Annotated in this window: 15 protein-coding genes; 1 reads left to right on the top strand and 14 read right to left on the bottom strand. The window is 49.1% G+C overall.

Annotated features, from left to right (window positions below; genetic code table 11):
• Nucleotides 1-130: 130 nt before the first annotated feature.
• The 12 genes from pyrE to lspA all read right to left on the bottom strand — a co-directional run bounded on the left by pyrE (nt 131) and on the right by lspA (nt 13932).
• A complete protein-coding gene (gene pyrE, locus ACEN86_RS07665; protein ID WP_495633708.1) occupies nt 131-772 on the bottom strand; it encodes an orotate phosphoribosyltransferase in 642 nt (213 codons plus the stop codon).
• The gene (pyrF, locus tag ACEN86_RS07660) at nt 772-1500 is read right to left on the bottom strand and encodes an orotidine-5'-phosphate decarboxylase (protein ID WP_495633707.1); all 729 of its coding nucleotides are present in this window, start codon (nt 1498-1500) and stop codon (nt 772-774) included. The genes pyrE and pyrF overlap by 1 nt, the downstream gene beginning before the upstream one ends.
• Nucleotides 1501-1552: 52 nt before the next feature.
• The gene (gene carB / locus ACEN86_RS07655; RefSeq protein ID WP_495633706.1) at nt 1553-4771 is read right to left on the bottom strand and encodes a carbamoyl-phosphate synthase large subunit; all 3219 of its coding nucleotides are present in this window, start codon (nt 4769-4771) and stop codon (nt 1553-1555) included.
• A 1-nt stretch (nt 4772) separates the two neighbouring features.
• Nucleotides 4773-5909 (bottom strand): carbamoyl phosphate synthase small subunit, encoded by a 1137-nt coding sequence (locus tag ACEN86_RS07650; protein ID WP_495633705.1) that lies wholly within the window; start codon nt 5907-5909, stop codon nt 4773-4775.
• 425 nt (nt 5910-6334) lie between these two features.
• Complete coding sequence (gene pyrC / locus ACEN86_RS07645; RefSeq protein ID WP_495633704.1) at nt 6335-7621, bottom strand: dihydroorotase; 1287 nt, start codon at nt 7619-7621, stop codon at nt 6335-6337.
• 58 nt (nt 7622-7679) lie between these two features.
• Nucleotides 7680-8594 (bottom strand): aspartate carbamoyltransferase catalytic subunit, encoded by a 915-nt coding sequence (locus ACEN86_RS07640; RefSeq protein WP_495633703.1) that lies wholly within the window; start codon nt 8592-8594, stop codon nt 7680-7682.
• The gene (gene pyrR / locus ACEN86_RS07635) at nt 8591-9124 is read right to left on the bottom strand and encodes a bifunctional pyr operon transcriptional regulator/uracil phosphoribosyltransferase PyrR (protein ID WP_495634247.1); all 534 of its coding nucleotides are present in this window, start codon (nt 9122-9124) and stop codon (nt 8591-8593) included. Before pyrR ends, ACEN86_RS07640 begins: the two co-directional genes overlap by 4 nt.
• A 508-nt stretch (nt 9125-9632) precedes the next feature.
• Nucleotides 9633-10886 (bottom strand): LL-diaminopimelate aminotransferase, encoded by a 1254-nt coding sequence (locus ACEN86_RS07630; protein WP_495633702.1) that lies wholly within the window; start codon nt 10884-10886, stop codon nt 9633-9635.
• An 87-nt stretch (nt 10887-10973) separates the two neighbouring features.
• Complete coding sequence (locus ACEN86_RS07625; RefSeq protein WP_495633701.1) at nt 10974-11780, bottom strand: ABC transporter permease; 807 nt, start codon at nt 11778-11780, stop codon at nt 10974-10976.
• Nucleotides 11777-12427 carry an ABC transporter ATP-binding protein gene (locus ACEN86_RS07620; protein ID WP_495633700.1) on the bottom strand — a complete coding sequence of 217 codons (651 nt, stop codon included), beginning with the start codon at nt 12425-12427 and terminating at the stop codon, nt 11777-11779. Before ACEN86_RS07620 ends, ACEN86_RS07625 begins: the two co-directional genes overlap by 4 nt.
• Nucleotides 12428-12523: 96 nt before the next feature.
• Nucleotides 12524-13441, bottom strand: a complete 918-nt coding sequence (locus tag ACEN86_RS07615; RefSeq protein WP_495633699.1) for an RluA family pseudouridine synthase — start codon at nt 13439-13441, stop codon at nt 12524-12526.
• Nucleotides 13438-13932, bottom strand: a complete 495-nt coding sequence (gene lspA, locus ACEN86_RS07610) for a signal peptidase II (RefSeq protein WP_495633698.1) — start codon at nt 13930-13932, stop codon at nt 13438-13440. The genes ACEN86_RS07615 and lspA overlap by 4 nt, the downstream gene beginning before the upstream one ends.
• A 201-nt stretch (nt 13933-14133) precedes the next feature.
• Between lspA and ACEN86_RS07605 the strand changes: the two genes are divergently transcribed.
• Complete coding sequence (locus tag ACEN86_RS07605; protein ID WP_495633697.1) at nt 14134-14871, top strand: TraR/DksA C4-type zinc finger protein; 738 nt, start codon at nt 14134-14136, stop codon at nt 14869-14871.
• Here the strand turns inward: ACEN86_RS07605 and ACEN86_RS07600 are convergent.
• Nucleotides 14858-15217, bottom strand: coding sequence for a DUF5665 domain-containing protein (locus tag ACEN86_RS07600; RefSeq protein ID WP_495633696.1), 360 nt, complete (start codon nt 15215-15217; stop codon nt 14858-14860). The two genes, ACEN86_RS07605 and ACEN86_RS07600, sit on opposite strands and share 14 nt — an antisense overlap.
• Before the next feature lie 156 nt (nt 15218-15373).
• A complete protein-coding gene (gene ileS, locus ACEN86_RS07595; protein WP_495633695.1) occupies nt 15374-18469 on the bottom strand; it encodes an isoleucine--tRNA ligase in 3096 nt (1031 codons plus the stop codon).
• Between the last annotated feature and the right edge of the window lie 12 nt (nt 18470-18481).

Raw genomic sequence — 18481 nt, 5'->3', positions numbered from 1 at the left:
CAAAAAGTTACAATAAGTTTATAAGAAAATATCACTATTTTTACTCCTAATATAGAAAAAGACAGCCGGCTATACCGGCTGTCTTCTCAAATAAAGATTTTTGTTCTTCTAAAAAACACTATTTATATTACTAGTTCCCAAATGAAGACGGATCTTCTCTCCAGGATTTGAGCAGTTCCAGATCCTGCTCCTGTATCGTGCCCTTCTTCACCGCAACCTCAATCAGAGCCGAGTAGTTCGACAGCGATTGAATCTCAATCCCTGCTTCCTTAAAGGCATTAACCGCCTTGTCCAGCTGATAACTGAAGATGGCAAGGACTGCCTGCGGCTCAGCTCCTGCTTGCTGAACAGCTTGCGCTGCCTTGATGGAGCTCCCCCCTGTAGAGATCAGGTCTTCAATGACGATGACCTTCTGGCCTGACTTGATCAAGCCTTCAATCTGATTCTCTTTGCCATGTCCTTTAGCTTTGTCGCGGATATAGGCCATAGGCAGGCCTAATTTCTGCGATACGAAGGCTGCATGAGGAATTCCAGCCGTTGCTGTTCCGGCAATGACTTCTGTATCCGGGTACTGCTCACGGATCAGGCTGGCAAAAGATTCAGCGATCAGATCGCGAACTTCGGGAAATGACATTGTAAGGCGGTTATCACAATAGATCGGTGATTTAATGCCTGAAGTCCACGTAAACGGCTGATGAGGACGCAATGCGACTGCACCAATCTCCAGCAGACTTTCTGCAATTTTGAATTCAGTTTCTTTTTGATTCAGCACTACAAGGTCATCTCCTCTATGATTTGCTCAGCTGCGCGTCTCGGATCCGCATGGGCAGTAATCGGACGACCCACTACGATGAAATCCGTCCCCCTGCTAATGGCTTCACCGGGCGTAAGCGTCCGGGATTGATCGCCTTGAGCGCTGCCCTGCGGGCGGATACCCGGTGTGACCGTCTTGAAGCTTGTACCGCAGGCATCCTTGATCGCCTGCACTTCCAGCGGAGAAGCAACCACTCCGTCAAGACCCGCTTCCAGCGTTCTGCGCGCATAACGAACCACAGCTTCTTCAACAGTTCCCGGAATGCTTATCTCCTCGTTCAGCGTGCGCTGATCTGTACTTGTAAGCTGGGTTACCGCAATGATGAGCGGGGAAGTTAGAGAGGCATCTTGTGCAAGAGCCTCGCTTGCCCCTTCTCTCACGGCTTTCATCATCTGTACCCCGCCTGCGGCGTGAACATTGAACATATCCACACCAAGACGGGTGATACTGTTCGCGCCTCCTTTGACCGTATTCGGGATATCATGCATTTTCAAATCCAGAAATACATTATACCCTTTATGTTTCAGTTCACGGACGAAATCAGGGCCAGCCGTATAGAACAGCTGCATACCTACTTTCATATAACAGGGAATCCCCTGAAGCCGGTCAATGAGCAGCCTGGCTTCCTCTGCTGAGGAATAATCCAGGGCCACCATCAAACGTCCGGCAATATTATTATTCACCATAGCTGTGTTCTCCTCCCTATACTCAGTTCCAACTCCTGATGCATAAGAAGTCTTACACAGTAGCTAAAGAAGGCATTGCTTGCGATGTGAAGTTAATGGATTCGAGCATCGTAAGAAGCGCACGAACCGTATCCAGGGAAGTCATACATACCACGCCGTTCTCTACCGCTTCGCGGCGGATTCGGAAGCCGTCACGCTCAGGCTCTTTGCCTTTTGTCAGCGTATTGACCACAAAGTGAGCTTTACCTCCGCGGATCAGATCAAGAATATTCGGAGTGCCTTCGCTTAGCTTATTCACAGTAGTTACGTGAATTCCAGCTTCTGTCAGCGCTTCTGCCGTACCGCCAGTCGCAATGATATTGTATCCAAGGTTATGGAAGCCGCGGAACAGCTCAATAGCTTCTTCTTTGTCCTTATCCGATACGGTAGCGATCATAGAACCTGTTGCAGGAATCTTCATGCCTGCACCAATCAGTCCTTTGTACAAGGCCTTCGCATAGTTCTGGTCACGTCCCATAACTTCACCAGTTGATTTCATTTCAGGACCGAGCGTAGGTTCAACCCGGCGTAATTTGGCAAATGAGAATACCGGTACTTTGACTGAGACAAATTCGCTCTCCGGCCATAATCCGTCCACATAGCCAAGGTCTTTAAGTTTTGTGCCAAGGATACACTGTGTAGCTACATTAGCCATCGGAATGTTGGTTACCTTGCTCAGGAATGGAACCGTCCGTGAAGAACGCGGATTCACTTCAATTACATACACTTCATCTTTATAGATAACGAACTGAATATTGACCAGTCCGACGGTCTTGAGTTCTTTGGCTATTTTAATGGTAACATCTACAATCTTCTGCTTCAGCGTCTCGGACAGATACTGCGGCGGATACACGGCGATCGAGTCACCTGAGTGAACCCCTGCGCGCTCAACGTGCTCCATGATTCCCGGAATCAAGACCGTTTCTCCATCACAGATAGCATCCACTTCAACTTCTTTACCCAGCATGTAGCGGTCGATGAGTACAGGATGTTTAGGGTTGATTTGTACGGCCTGCTCCATATATCTCAGCAATTCGTCGTCCGAGTACACAATTTCCATTGCGCGGCCGCCGAGTACGTAAGAAGGGCGAACCAGTACAGGGTAACCGAGGGACTGCGCTGTACCTACAGCGTCTTCGACGGATGTTACTGTGCTGCCTTTAGGCTGAGCAATCTCAAGCCGGGATAGAAGAGCTTCAAACCGCTTGCGGTCTTCCGCTTCGTCAATGCTCTCCAGGCTGGTTCCCAGGATGTTCACGCCCGCAGCTTGCAGAGGTGCAGCGAGGTTGATCGCTGTCTGACCACCGAACTGTACAATGACGCCTACCGGCTTCTCTTCTTCAATGACGTTCATTACATCTTCGAAGAATAATGGCTCGAAGTAAAGTCGGTCTGACGTGTTAAAGTCAGTCGATACCGTCTCCGGGTTATTGTTGATAATGACGGCTTCATAACCCGCCTTCTGGATCGCCCACACCGCATGAACTGTGGAGTAGTCGAACTCGATGCCTTGACCGATCCGGATTGGACCGGAACCCAGCACGATGATTTTCTCCTTCGTAGAAGGCAGGACTTCATTCTCTGTTTCATATGTGGAGTAGTAATACGGCGTTGTAGCTTCAAATTCTGCTGCGCAGGTATCTACCATTTTGTATACAGGACGCAGTCCTTGCTCCAGGCGAAGACTTCTTACGCTGTTCTCCGTAGTATATTCGCTGCGTGATGCCCCCGCGCGAAGCTCTGCAATGGCCCGGTCGGTGAACCCAAGGCGTTTGGCTTCATAGAGCGTCTCGCTAGTGAGCTCGGCTTCTGCAGCAATTTTATTCTCAAAATTCACAATGCGTTCGATCTTATCAAGGAACCACCAGTCGATATTCGTCAAATCCTGAATCTGCTGAAGCTCATAACCGCGGCGGAAGGCTTCGGCAACCAGGAACAGACGCTCATCATCAGGTTGAACCAATCTTCTGTCCAGTTCTTCCTGGCTGAGCTGGTCAGCGCCCTTCAGGAGCAGGCGGTGAGTACCGATCTCAAGGGAACGTACAGCCTTATGGATAGATTCCTCAAAAGTACGGCCGATGGCCATAACTTCTCCCGTAGCTTTCATCTGTGTACCGAGTTTGCGGTTCGCGCTGATAAATTTGTCGAACGGCCAACGCGGGATTTTGCTGACGATATAATCCAGTGTAGGTTCGAAGCAGGCATAGGTCTGGCCGGTTACGGGGTTAACAATCTCATCCAGCGTATAACCCAGCGCGATCTTGGAGGCCATCTTGGCAATCGGGTAGCCTGTTGCCTTGGAAGCAAGCGCTGATGAACGGCTGACCCGCGGATTCACTTCGATTACATAGTATTGGTAGCTCTGTGGATCCAGGGCAAACTGTACGTTACATCCACCCTCGATGTTCAGTGCACGGATAATTTTCAAAGATGCAGAGCGCAGCATTTGATATTCCCGGTCAGACAACGTCTGGCTCGGCGCCACAACGATACTGTCTCCAGTATGTACGCCCACTGGATCAAAGTTCTCCATGTTGCAGACAACAATACAGTTGTCATTCGCATCACGCATAACCTCGTACTCGACTTCTTTCATACCTGCAATGCTCTTCTCGATCAGACACTGTCCGATTGGGCTGTAACGAATTCCGGCCGCTACGGTCTCCAGCAGCTCTTCCTCATTCGCACAAATTCCTCCGCCTGTTCCACCAAGTGTATAAGCAGGGCGGACAATGACCGGATACCCGATCTCATTGGCAAAGCTTACAGCTTCTTCAACTGTAGTAATGATGTCACTGTCTGGAACCGGCTGCTCCAGCTCGCGCATGAGCTCACGGAACAAATCGCGGTCTTCGGCTTTCTCGATGGAAGTTAGCTGAGTTCCGAGGAGCTTGACATTTTCACGCTCAAGAACGCCTGCACGTGCCAGTTCAACTGCCATGTTAAGACCTGTCTGTCCGCCAAGCGTTGGAAGCAATCCATCTGGACGCTCCTGACGAATGATTTGGGTTACAAAATCAAGGGTGATTGGCTCGATATATACTTTATCCGCCATATTCGTATCAGTCATAATGGTCGCCGGGTTACTGTTGATCAGGATAACCTCTACGCCTTCTTCTTTCAGCGCTTGGCAAGCCTGTGTTCCCGCGTAGTCAAACTCCGCTGCCTGACCAATTACAATCGGTCCGGAACCAATTACCAGGATCTTCTTAAGTTCGTTATTCTTTGGCATCTTAACGCGCTCCTTTCGCTGCAGCCATAATTAGCGCCTGACGCGGTTTAGTTGGGTTCTGCTCTTTGTGTGTACGAATCATTTCCAGGAAACGGTCGAACAAATAGCTGTTGTCATACGGACCTGGTGCGGCCTCCGGATGGTACTGTACGGAGAATGCAGGGTATTTCGTATGTTTAAGACCTTCAATGGTCTTATCATTATTGTTAATGTGTGTGACTTCAAGCGGAGTACCCGCAATGGATGATTCCGTTACCGTGTAACCATGGTTCTGGGAAGTAATATAGCAGCGTCCGGACTCAAGCTCCTTAACCGGATGGTTGCCGCCGCGGTGACCGAACTTCAGGCTCTCTGTATCGGCTCCGCAGGCAAGTGCGAACAGCTGGTGTCCCAGACAGATGCCGAAGATCGGATATTCACCCAGCAGCTCGGATACCATTTTGACGGCATAAGGAACGTCTTTCGGGTCCCCAGGGCCATTGGACAGTTGAATTCCATCCGGATGCAGCTGGCGAATCTCTTCAGCCGTTGTATCATGAGGAACGACAACAACGTCACAGCCGCGCTTGGTAAGCTCACGGAGAATTCCGCTCTTGGCACCAAAATCGACGAGCACGATGCGTTCCTTCTCACCTGGACTGGTGTAAATATGGTTAGTGGACGTGCGTGCCACCTGGTTTCTTAATTCAGTAATGCTGGTTGCTTGAATCATTTCCTTCAATTCCTCGATGGACTTAGATGAAGTAGTAAGAACTCCCTTCATTGTTCCATGATGGCGAATGATCCGGGTTAACATGCGGGTATCGATATCGCTGATTCCAGGAATCCCGTACTCCTTGAGCAGATCGCCAATGCTGTTCTGTGCACGCCAGTTGCTCGGTACCGCCTCGTAACGGCGTACCACGAATCCGTGAATCGATGGAGCTACAGATTCAAAGTCATCGCGGGTAATTCCGTAGTTCCCAATTAGCGGATAGGTCATGGTTACGATTTGTCCGCAGTACGATGGATCAGACAGAACTTCTTGGTAACCGGTAATTCCTGTATTAAAAACAACCTCGCCTGTCTTCTCGACATCAGCTCCGAATGATTTGCCTGTAAATAAAGTACCGTCTTCGAGCAATAATCTTGCCTGCATTATGGTATCATCTCCTTTAGTTTTGACCCTCCCAAACCCTCCCTAGAAGGGAGGGCCCCAAGGGCTTTGCCCTCTGGACACCCGAAAGGTTGGCGAAGGATTTCATTGTGCTGCACTTTTGGACTGTGAGCCTTGGAACGCTTGCCGTCCCTTTCAGGGACCCGCTTGACTGCGGTGCTCCTTAGCTGCGAAAAAGCACTGGTGCGTGGTGCTGCTATATTTCACTCTCCGGACTGTTCTGCACAGAGCCGCTTGTCGTCCCTGCGGGACACGCTCTTGGTTTGTGCAGAGGCCGGGGAGTTTTTTTTGTGTTCTTGATCCCTGGTCGGCTTGGAGCCGCTCTCCCTGCGGGATTCGCTCTTGGCTTGTGCAGAGGCCGGGGAGCTACTTTTGCGCTCTCCCTTCGGGATTCGCTTGTGGTCCTCCTACTCGGACCAGACTACTTTGCCGCTTACGATTGTCGCGATTGGCCAGCCTTGAAGCTTCCAGTCTGTGAAAGGCGTATTGCGTCCCTTCGACGCGAAAGTCGATGGGTCTACAGCTCTTTCAGACTCCAGGTCCACAATCGTCAGGTCGGCAGGCGCTCCCGGTTCAAGCTTACCGGACTTAAGGCCGAAGACGCGGGCCGGATCTGATGTCATCCGCTGGACTAGTTTAGCCAGTGTCCATTTACCGGAAGCTACGAATTTCGTGTAGAGCAGCGGGAAGGCTGTTTCGAATCCCACGATACCAAAAGGTGCAAGCTGCATACCTTTGGCTTTCTCCTCTTCACTATGCGGGGCGTGGTCAGTCACAATGATATCAATTGTGCCATCCTCAATCGCCTGAATGCAGGCCTCTACATCACGGCGTGAGCGTAGCGGCGGGTTCATTTTCCAGTTGGCGTCAAGTCCAGGGATGTCTTCTTCTGAAAGGATCAAGTGGTGCGGGCATACCTCTGCGGTCACCTTGATACCGATCTCCTTCGCCTGGCGAATCAGCCGGATGGACTGCTCTGTGCTGACATGGCACACATGGTAATGAACACCTGTAGCCTCAGCCAGCAGAATGTCCCGACCGACATGAATCGCTTCAGATTCGTTCGGAATCCCTTTAAGGCCATGCTTCTTGGCGAACTCGCCTTCAGCAACCGGAGCTCCTTCAACCAGCGTGTTGTCCTCACAGTGAGCGATGACCGGCATACCCAGCTCGGCAGCCCATTTCATCGCATCCTTCATCATTTGCGCACTCTGTACGCCTACACCATCATCCGTAAATCCAATCGCGCCGGATTCTTTGAGTGCAACGAAGTCGGTAAGCTCACGTCCCAGCTCACTCTTGGTAATTGCAGCATAAGGAAGTACATTCACCAGATCGGCTTCCTTGGCCCGTTCCAGCACCAGCTTCACTGTATCCGGATTGTCTGTAACCGGACGCGTATTAGGCATACATGCGATCGTAGTGAAACCGCCCTTCGCTGCCGAACGCGCTCCTGTCTCAATCGTCTCTTTATATTCAAATCCAGGCTCCCGCAAATGAACGTGCATATCGATAAATCCTGGTGCAACGAGCTTCCCTCCAGCATCAATAACCTTCGTGTCTGCGGATTCTGCGATGTCTTTGCCGTCAGGCTCGGAAATACTTTCAATGACTCCGTTCCCTGCAACAATGGTTTTAAGCTCAAGTTGGCCTTCTGAACCAAGAATGTTAGCATTTTTAATGATTAGCTTCATGATTACCTTCGCTCCCTTATTCCCCTGTTAATATCATATCCTGAGTGGGCATTCGCCGTTACAATTTCATGGCGCGTTCCATAACCGCCATCCGGATTGGAACCCCATTTGACATTTGAGTAAAAATTCGCGATTTATCGCTTTCTACCAGGCTGTCATCGATCTCTACATTTCGATTAACTGGGGCTGGGTGCATAATAATCGCCCCTGGCTCAAGCTGTGCAGCCCGCTCCTCGGTAAGGCCGTAGTGCAGACGATACTGTTCAGCTGACTTTAGCACCCCTACAGCATGTCTCTCCAGTTGAACCCGAAGCATCATGACTACATCGGCCTTCAAGGCCTCTTCCATAGATACATAGGGTGCATGCTCAGCAAGCTCTGGGGCCTGCATACTTGGTGGTGCACAGAATTTAACGTGAGCTCCAAATTTCTTAAGCGCCCACAGATTCGATCTTGCCACCCGGCTGTGCAGGATATCTCCAATGATGGAGACCCGCAGACCTTTCAGTTCCCCGAACTGCTTCTTCATCGTGTACAGATCCAGCAGTGCCTGGGTTGGGTGCTCATTATTACCATCCCCTGCATTCACCAGCGGAACCGATACCTTCTCGGCCAGCTCGGCCAGCAGCCCAATTGGCTTAAGGCGAATGACTCCGGCGTCGATGCCCATGGATTCCAGGGTACGAACCGTATCATAGATAGACTCGCCCTTCTCCACACTGGAGGCTGCCGCTGCAAAATTCAGAACCTGTGCACCCAGACGCTTCTGCGCCATTTCGAAAGAGAAGCGGGTACGCGTGCTGTTCTCAAAAAACATATTGGCTACAAACCGATTCTCCAGAACCGGATTCATTTTCTCTCTCTGGCCTTCCCAATAAGCCGCCCGATCAAGAATCGAAGAAATCTCTTCCCGGCTGATCTCCTTAAGACCAAGCAGACTGCGCTCCCTTACTGCTGACATGGATATGGTCATGATCTGTCGCCCTCCCGCTGCTGTATGATTCTAACCTGATCCACACCGTCAAACTCCTGCAGGAGCACTTCAATTTCCTCAGCCTTGGAGGTAGGCACATTCTTGCCGATATAATCTGCTCTTATCGGAAGTTCCCTGTGACCCCGATCAGCCAGAACTGCCAGCTGAATCGATTCCGGTCTGCCGCAATCCATCAAAGCATCCATGGCCGCCCGTATCGTTCTGCCTGTATAAAGAACATCATCACAAAGGATAACTTTTTTGCCCTGGATCGTCTGATCTCCAAGCGGTTGACCCAAAGGCTCCTTCGTGCTTGCAGCAGAGCGGTCATCCCGGTAAGAGGTCACATCAATCTCACCCCAAGGCACCTTGGTACCTTCAATCTCTTCAAGTCTTTCAGCAATTCGCTTGGCCAGAAAAACCCCGCGAGTCCGAATTCCAACCAGGACACAACCCTCAATGCCTTTGTTCTTCTCTAAAATTTCATGTGCAATTCTAGTCAGCGCCCGTCTAACTGCCGTTTCGTCCATAATGACATGCTGATCTCCAATGCTCACAGTGTACGCCTCCCAATGATAAGTTCATCAGGTTCCGTGAAGGGCTGCAAAAAAAACTCCTTGCCCAGGTTCCAGGCAAGGAGTTCTCAAGTCACAGATTAGACTATGACTGTCGTAGGCTATACGAAATGGGCACCTGCGCAGCGCGCGGTGTAGAATCATTTCGTACTAACCTCATTCACGTTACCTTGCCAGCCTCACGGGACTGATTTAAAGGTGCTATTGATTTACATGAATTATGACAGAACACCGGGAACCTGTCAAGGTGGGTGTACCTAGATTGTGTCGATTAATGTCATTTTACTTAAAGGATGAATCAAACCATATATCTTAATCCATTTACCTCACTTAATAATTATACAACATAACTGTATATTTATCCACATTAAACACGCAATTATATCATGGCATTTTTAGAAAACACCACTAAAATAAAGAAGCTACCGGCTTATCGCACGGCAGCTTCTAATTATATATTCAATTAAAATTCAAACTTGACGTCACCAAGACGACGTTTGATCTCGGAAATGACACGCTTCTCCTCTTCTTCACCTTTAGCGATAAAGGTAACAGAGAAACGGACGAAGGAACCTGCATCATCCCAAGGCACAGTAGAGATCAACTTCTCACGAATTAGGTACTGCGAGAAAGCTTCACCGCTCTCAAAGCTTGGACCTCCCACTACGCCCTTAGGCGCAGCCACATAAAGGAAGAATGAACCTTTTGGCTTCTTGGCTTTAAAGCCAAGCTCATTAAGTGCTTCTACGAGCATGTCATGACGGCGGGAGTATTTATCCGCAATCTTCTCGGTAATTACAGGATTTGCAAGTCCATACGCCGCTGCTTTCTGAATGGCGATGAATTGACCCGAATCATTATTGTCCTTCACATCACTGAAGGCTTTGACTACAAGCGGATTACCCGCTACGAACCCGATTCTCCAGCCGGTCATGTTATAGGACTTGGACAGGGAGTGAAGCTCAACCCCTACATCCTTGGCACCCGGAACAGACAGGAAGCTAAGCGGCTTGAGACCATCATAGGTCAAAGCTGCATATGGAGCGTCATGAACGACAACAACGTTATGCTTCTTGGCCCATGCCACCACTTCAGCGAAGAACTCAGGAGTTGCGCTGGCACCTGTAGGATTGTTCGGATAGTTCAGATATAGAAGCTTCGCGCGAGCGCAGATCTCTTCCGGAATGGAAGATAGATCAGGCAGGAAGTTGTTCTCTTCCGTAAGCTGGACGTTATACACTTCTCCGCCCAAATATTTCGTATGTGTTCCGAGAACAGGATAACCAGGAACGGTCATGATTGTCACATCACCTGGGTTAATGAAGCAGGAAGGCAGCATGGCCAAGGCAGGCTTGGAACCGATGGAGTGAACGATTTCCGTAACCGGATCGATCCCTTCCACGCGGAATACTTCCTTCAAATATTTCGCAGCCGCCTCTTTGAATTCTACGATTCCGTTATCGGCATAGCCACGGTTTTCAGGCTTGGCAGCTTCTTCAGCAAGCTTAGCCACAATGCCTGCATCCGCCATTTCATCGGGTTCTCCGACACCCATATCAATGAGTTCCACATCCGGGAAGTCCTTCTTCGCAGCCGCCTTAGCACGTTTGATCTTCTCGAATTTATAGATTGCGGTATCTTTCCCGTAATTCGCGCCGCCAATGCGGTCAGCAAAATTGTTCTGAATATAAGTTTGTTGATATTGTTCAATACTCATGCCAGTCCATCTCCTTAAATAAATCTAATGTCTAATATGCTGGAATTAACACCTTTTCACAATGGATTATCCGTCAGATCGTTTGTACTATTTGACCATCTGCGGAGGCTCCTCCACTAGAACTAACTGCTGACGGTCATTGAAATAAGCCTTGTAGGCAAACTGCACAAATACAATAACGGATAAAGAAACACTACCCAGGATGCCCAGCATAATCGCGATCTGATACTCCACCGCTACAATCGGGGATGCTCCCCCAAGAATTTGTCCAGTCATCATTCCAGGGAGAAATACAATCCCCATACCTACCATGGAGTTAATCGTCGGCAGCAGGGCAGCATCAAAAGCCTGATTGATAATCTCTCTGCAAGCTTCTTTTGGAGCGGCTCCAAGCATTAGTGACCCTTCTATCCAGCTTCTACGCGAGCTCATCCCCTTAGCCAGTGTATTAACTCCCAGCGCAATCCCTGTCATTGAATTCCCAATCAGCATACCCGCAACCGGGATCACATAACTTGGCTCATACCACGGGGTCTTATGAATGACAACCAGTAAGAAGAACAGCAGGCTTGCTAAAATACCAGAAGTCATTGAAATGGCAATCAATTTCTTCAACTGGCGGTTCAGTGGATGCTTGGATCTTTGGAATAATGTATAGATCGCAAAGGTAAGCATCAGCAGAACAATCAGTCCGGTCAGCCAAGCATTAGCCTGTGTAAACAGGTATTGCAGAACATAACCTACAATTATTAGCTGAATGGTCATTCGAATCGTAGACAGCAGAATTTCCCGTTCCCTGGGTATCTTCTTAATACGAACCATGATGATAAGAATAATTACGAACAAATACGCAGCTGCAAGTCTGTATACTTCCAGGTTAATAACCCCATTCAAGATGAGACCACCTCCTGGGAGACGATTTCACCATGATGAACATATATGATATTGTCTCCAAAAAGATCGGCGGCTGAACGAGAGTGAGTAACGATGATGAGAGAAGTCCCAGCGTCCCGAGCTCTTCGGGTTATTGAAGTCAACACCTCCAAGGAGGTTGCTTCATCTAATGCCGCAGTCGGCTCATCCAGAAGCAGAACCCTAGGTGACATAAGAAGAGCTCTAGCCAGAGACAGGCGCTGCTTCTCCCCGCCCGACAGCCGGTCCGCTGCTTCCTCCAGCTCTTTGGATAGGCAGACAGCCCGGAGTGACTCGCGCATTTCATCGTCTGTCGCCGGCGCTCTCCCCGACATCTTCAGACCTATACCAAGATTATCCCGGATTGATCCCCAGAAGATCACCGGACTTTGCGGGACCATAATACACTCTCTACGAAGCAGGACAGGATCCATATGGGCGATATTCTGTCCATTATACAGAATGGTCCCTTCATCAGGCGTAATCATCTCATTCAACAGCTGAAGCAGTGTTGTCTTCCCGCTGCCGCTTTCTCCTAATATACAGGTAACTTTGTGCTCTTCAATATTAAGCTCTTGTACATGAAGCACTTCCCGATATCTAACTTTTCGAAGCTCAAACAAGGCCATTTTCACGTCTCCTCCATTCAAAAAAGACACCCTGGATCAAATCACTGCTTCTTACCGGAGCAAGTGATCTGCTTCTAGAAATGTCTTATAGATGAGTTAGCGATTTCGAAGAGAGATCAAGAGGTCTTCCATATCCTCCGGAATCGGAGCCGAGAACTCAAGATATTCACCTGTGGAGGGATGGATAAATCCAAGTACTGCTGCATGAAGAGCCTGTCCATTCATCTTGGTCCCTTTGCTTCTGCCGTATAACGGATCTCCCACCAGCGGATGCTCAATGAACTTCATATGTACCCGGATTTGATGGGTCCGACCGGTCTCCAGCTTCAGCTCAAGCAGGGTGTAATCCCCAAATCTCTCCGCTACATGGAAATGAGTAACTGCTGTCTTGCTGTTCTTCTCGGTTACCGTGAACATCTTGCGGTCATAGGTATCGCGGCCGATCGGAGCATCTATCGTTCCCTGGTCATGGGTGACATTTCCGTGCACAAGCGCGTAGTATTTACGTGTCACGGAATGATCCTTCAGCTGGGCCGCCAGTGAAGCATGCGCCTTATCATTCTTGGCCGCCATCAGCAGACCGGACGTATCCTTGTCGATTCGGTGCACAATTCCCGGGCGCAGCTCGCCATTGATGCCCGAAAGATCCTTGCAGTGATACATCAAAGCATTGACCAAGGTTCCCGAGGAATGACCCGGCGCGGGATGGACAACCATACCTCTCTGCTTGTTAACTACAATCATGTCTGAATCTTCGTAATACACATCAAGGGTAATGTTCTCAGGCACAATTTCGACGGAATTGGGTTCCGGTATGGTAACACTGACCAAGTCACCTTCAGCAAGCTTATAATTCGACTTGACCGGGTTCCCGTTAACTGTGACATGCCCCTCCTCAATCCATAACTGGATCTGACTCCGGGAATAATCTTCAGTCAGGCATTCCTTTACATATTTATCAATACGCTCTTTAACCGTGTCGGCTGTAACCGTCCACTCAAGGGTTTCATTCATGAAGTCTGTTCGCTCCCTGCCTCTGCCTGTTTTTTCTTCTGTCTGCCCATATCCAGGAACGAATCCAGAACAATTAGCGCAACACCTACAACGATACATGAATCAGCGATATTAAAGATCGGGAACGTATAACTTCCGAAATTAAGCATCAAGAAGTCCACAACCTCTCCATTTAACGCACGATCCAGGAAATTACCAATTGCACCGCCGAGCACCAATGCCAGAGCCGTGGGAAGAAGCTTATTACTGCTGTTTTTGATTCTTTGCAGATACCATACGATGGCCAAGACGACAATCACCGTGATCACAATAAAGAACCAACGCTGGTTTTCCAGTATTCCGAAAGCCGCTCCTGTGTTCCGATGAGACGTAATGACGAAGAAATCACCGATGACAGGGATTTGTTCGTGCAGCTGCAATTTTGTAGCAATAATATATTTGGTTCCCTGGTCAATCAGAAATACAATGAATGCGATTAAGTAATAGATCACTGCAAATTGTCACCTCGTCTTTTTGATATCACCCACCGTACAAACCGGCAGATTTAACCACAATTTAGCCTTGTATATTGTAGCACAGCAGGAAAGAAAACGTCCATGTGCGATAGGATTTACCTCCTCTAAAACCATCCCCCTCTGCACAACCTAAAGGCAAGAACTTTTACATTCTGTCATCTTGAAAGGAGATCCCTTATGTCTCATCTAAGCAAAGAGCAGCTTGCCGAACTCGAACATAGGCTGCGGGAACAACGAGAGGATATTGCTGGCCGTCTGGCCTACAATGAGCATTACGGCATGGCGGCAACTACCCGCGAGAACATTAGTGAATTATCAACCAATGACAACCATCCGGCAGACCTAGGTACCGAAATGTTTGAACGGGGCAAAGATCTAGCACTAGCCGAGCATGATGAGCTTCATTTAGACCGGATCGATGACGCTTTGCAGCGCATGAGCGAAGGCAGCTATGGAGTATGCATCACCTGCGGCCAGCCTATCAGTTATGATCGGCTAAGCGCCATCCCCGAGACCACTTACTGCAAGGAACATACGCCGCAAAGAGAAGTCTCCAGCAAGCGTCCGATTGAGGAAGAATTTCTGTACCCTCCGTTCGGACGAACCAGTATGGACGAACACGATGATCAGAACGGCTTCGATGGCGAGGATGCCTGGCAGATTCTCGAAAGCTATGGCACTTCCAATTCACCTGCTATGGCTGAGGACAACGAGATCGACAATTACAACGATATGGAGATTGAGTCGGGCAGTGAGCTTGACGGATTCGTTGAGCCCTATGAGAGCTTTGTCGCCACGGACATCACGGGTACCGAAGTGTTCTTTTACCGGAATGGCCAGTACCGCAAGCATATGAGCAGCACCAAGCATCTGGAATCCGAAGATTCACTGGGCACAGGCTCTAACGAGTATTAAGCTCCAACTGACGCTGGACTATGCGGACAATATCGGCAATGTAATCCCCGACAATCGGCAAATTAAGTGCTCCCAGAACTTGAAGGAAGTAAATAATGGTTGCCGCAAAAAAAGTAAAGCCGATCGCTATACCCACTCCGCGGGAAGCTCCGAATATCAGGTTCAGCCAGATCAGCTTCCAGGGTCTGACCATAAGCTGGGTGTACTCCAAGATTCGTGACTTCTCAAGTTCATGTGACCAATGAAGAGTCACTTTATATACTGTTCCCATCTTCTCCTCAAGCGTCCCATCCAGGATGGGTTCTTCAGCTGCTTTAGGTGAATTAGCCGGCTTGCGGTGTATCATTTGACCTGTTCCATCCTTCCGTAGGTGGACTTCAAGCTTCTTCATCCAAAATACAAACGAGCCCGCCAGATTTCCCAAGGAGGAAATTCTGGCTAAAGCTCGTTAGTTATTTTTGCTATTTAGTATGGCCCTAATTCAGGGAACCATGCTGTTTAATTATTCGCCAATATGAATTTTGATCGACTTGGTTCCCAAATCAATCTGCTCGGATCCTTCCTTCTCACCGAAGGTGACCTCCGTAACTAGCACATTCTCACGAAGCACGTGATCGAAAGCCGTAATCGCCGCTTTCAGCTCCTCATCCACCTCAAGCGTTAGGTGGACCCTTTTCTCAATCGGCAGGTCCAGCTTCTTCCGTGTATCCTGAACCGCACGAACGACCTCGCGAACCAAGCCCTCTTGTTCAAGAGCAGGGGTAATTTCCGTGTTCAGGGCAACTGTAATCCCGTATCCGGAAGCTGAAGCAAATCCAGGCTTCGCCTGCTTCTCAACCAGCAGCTCCTCCGCTGTAATCTCTAGCTCCTCACCTTCAGGAGAAGTGATATGAAGTACACCGCTGTTAACAATCCGGCGGGTTTCGTCAGCAGCGAGACCTTTCAGGTAACCTTGCAGGAAGCCGATATTTTTGCCATATTTCTTGCCGGCTACCTTAAGGTTCATCTTCAAAGTGAAATCAACAAATCCACTGTCGCTTTGCTCCACTTCGATGCGCTTGATATTAATCTCATCCTTGATAATCTCTTCATAATCAGCAACGGTAAAGCTGCGATCAATGGAGATAATCAGCTCGGAGAGCGGCTGGCGTGTCTTAATTCCTGTCTCGTTCCGGACATTACGGGCTAGTTCTACAATTTGTCTTGCTGTCTCCATGTCCTGTTCAAGCTCTTTGTCGATCAGAGCCAGATCTGCTTTTGGATAGTCTGCAAAATGGACACTTTCCAGCTCTCCAGCCAAATTGCTGTAGATATCTTCTGCCAGCAGAGGAGTGTATGGTGCAGTCAGCTTGGCCAGAGTAACCAGAACGCTGGTCAGTGTCTGATAAGCAGACAGCTTATCTTCACTGAGTCCGCTGCCCCAGAAGCGGTCGCGGGAACGGCGGATATACCAGTTGCTCAGTTCGTCAACGAACTGCTCAATCGCTTTCGCCGGATTAAGGAAGTCGTTCACCGACAGGCCTTTATCCACAGTTAGAATCAGACTGTTCAGGCGAGACAGCACCCAGCGGTCCAGCTTGCTCTCAGAAGGACGGTAAGTATGCTCTTCTGGCTTATAACCATCAATATTGGCGTACAAAGTCAGGAAAGCATGGGTATTAACCAGCGTGTCAACGACCTTCGACTTCGCTTCAGCCACAATCCCTTTAGAGAAACGTTTGCTGTTCCATGGCGCACTGTCGGACAGAAGCGCCCAGCGGAATGCATCGGTGCCGTACTCTTCGATAATATCCCAAGGATCGATTACGTTGCCTTTGGATTTGGACATCTTCTGTCCATTTTCATCAAGAATATGACCGGTTGCAATTACAGCTTTATACGGTGCCTTGCCTGTGAAGAGCGTAGAGACTGCAAGCAGACTGTAGAACCAGCCGCGCGTCTGGTCAATTCCTTCACAGATCATATCAGCCGGATACTGCTCGCTGAATTCCTTCTCATTTTCAAATGGATAGTGCTGCTGGGCAAAAGGCATGGAGCCGCTGTCGAACCATACGTCGATAACTTCGGAAGTACGGGTCATAATCCCCTCTTCATGGAATGGAGATTTAAGCTTGATCTCATCCACATAAGGCTTATGCAGCTCAATATCCTCCGGCACCTCTCCGATGGCATGCTCTCTTAGTTCGGCAATGCTTGCAGGCGCGAATTCCTTACCTGTCTTGTCACAGACCCATACATTTAGCGGTGTTCCCCAATAGCGGTTCCGGCTGATATTCCAGTCCACCAAATCCTCAAGGAACTTACCAAAGCGTCCTTCACGCACGTGTCCCGGATACCAGTCCACACTGTTGTTGTTCGCAATCAGCTGATCCTTCACAGCGGTTGTCTTAATGAACCAGCTGTCCATTGCATAGTACAGAAGCGGTGATTTGCAGCGCCAGCAGAATGGATAGCTGTGCTCATACTTCTCTTTGCTGTACAAAAGTCCGCGCTCGGATAGCAATTTGACGATATCAAGGTCGCAGTCCTTCACAAAGCGTCCGGCAAAGTCGGTAACTACGTCGCTGTACTTCCCTTGAAGGTTAACCACGCTCACGAACTCAATGTCATTCTCACGGCAGGTTCTATAGTCGTCTTCACCATGCGCCGGAGCTATATGAACAATCCCTGTACCACTCGAATCCGTTACAAATTCTGCCCCTACTACAACGAGCCCCTTCTTAGGATGGATGTAATCAAATGGAGCTTTATAGCTCTTACCGACCAGTTCCGCTCCTTTAAGGGTGGAGAGAACTTCATACTCGCCTTTAAGCACATCCTTGGCCAGACTTTCTGCCAGGATATACACTTCTTCGCCCTGCTTAACACGCGCATAGGTGATGGCCGGGTTCACAGCAAGTGCCGTATTCGCTGGCAGCGTCCAAGGCGTTGTTGTCCAGGCAAGAATATACTCCTCGCTGTCAGCCAGCTTGAACTTTGCTGTTGCACTAAGATCCTTCACATCTTCATAGCCCTGAGCCACTTCATGCGAGCTGAGTGTAGTCTGACAGCATGGGCAGTAAGGACTTACGCGGTGACCACGATACAGAAGTCCCTTTTTGTGAATAGTGGACAAAATGTTCCACACACTCTCAATATAGCTATTCTTAAGCGTAATATAAGGATCATCCAGATCCGTCCAGTAGCCGATCGCTTCCGTAAGCTCTCTCCACTGCTTCTCATATTCAAAGACGCTGTCTTTACACTTCTTGATAAATTCCTCTACCCCGTAATTCTCGATTTCCTGCTTGCCGGAAATACCAAGCTGCTTCTCTACGCCGAGCTCTACCGGCAGACCATGGGTATCCCAGCCTGCTTTACGAACAACACGGTAACCGTTCATGGTCTGGTATCGTCCAATAAAGTCCTTGATTACACGGCCAAGTACATGCCCGATGTGGGGTCGTCCATTCGCCGTAGGAGGACCTTCGTAGAACACGTAGTTCGGTCTTCCAGCACGATTCTCAATACTTTTGCGGAACGTATCCTCACTATTCCACTTGGCCAAAATCCGCTTCTCCCGTGCACGGGCTTTTTCTTTCACGTCTACCTTTTGCATCTCTAACAGCCT

This window comes from Paenibacillus sp. Paensp111 (genome assembly GCF_059492195.1).
This window is presented reverse-complemented; position numbering and strand designations above follow the sequence as displayed.

What these genes read in the sequence shown, in the direction of transcription:
- pyrF (WP_495633707.1), bottom strand. Translation starts at nt 1,500, where the DNA reads ATGGTGAATAATAATATTGCCGGACGTTTGATGGTGGCCCTGGATTAT.
- carB (WP_495633706.1), bottom strand. Translation starts at nt 4,771, where the DNA reads ATGCCAAAGAATAACGAACTTAAGAAGATCCTGGTAATTGGTTCCGGA.
- ACEN86_RS07650 (WP_495633705.1), bottom strand. Translation starts at nt 5,909, where the DNA reads ATGCAGGCAAGATTATTGCTCGAAGACGGTACTTTATTTACAGGCAAA.
- pyrC (WP_495633704.1), bottom strand. Translation starts at nt 7,621, where the DNA reads ATGAAGCTAATCATTAAAAATGCTAACATTCTTGGTTCAGAAGGCCAA.
- ACEN86_RS07640 (WP_495633703.1), bottom strand. Translation starts at nt 8,594, where the DNA reads ATGACCATATCCATGTCAGCAGTAAGGGAGCGCAGTCTGCTTGGTCTT.
- pyrR (WP_495634247.1), bottom strand. Translation starts at nt 9,124, where the DNA reads ATGGACGAAACGGCAGTTAGACGGGCGCTGACTAGAATTGCACATGAA.
- ACEN86_RS07630 (WP_495633702.1), bottom strand. Translation starts at nt 10,886, where the DNA reads ATGAGTATTGAACAATATCAACAAACTTATATTCAGAACAATTTTGCT.
- ACEN86_RS07620 (WP_495633700.1), bottom strand. Translation starts at nt 12,427, where the DNA reads ATGGCCTTGTTTGAGCTTCGAAAAGTTAGATATCGGGAAGTGCTTCAT.
- ACEN86_RS07615 (WP_495633699.1), bottom strand. Translation starts at nt 13,441, where the DNA reads ATGAATGAAACCCTTGAGTGGACGGTTACAGCCGACACGGTTAAAGAG.
- ACEN86_RS07605 (WP_495633697.1), top strand. Translation starts at nt 14,134, where the DNA reads ATGTCTCATCTAAGCAAAGAGCAGCTTGCCGAACTCGAACATAGGCTG.
- ACEN86_RS07600 (WP_495633696.1), bottom strand. Translation starts at nt 15,217, where the DNA reads ATGATACACCGCAAGCCGGCTAATTCACCTAAAGCAGCTGAAGAACCC.
- ileS (WP_495633695.1), bottom strand. Translation starts at nt 18,469, where the DNA reads ATGCAAAAGGTAGACGTGAAAGAAAAAGCCCGTGCACGGGAGAAGCGG.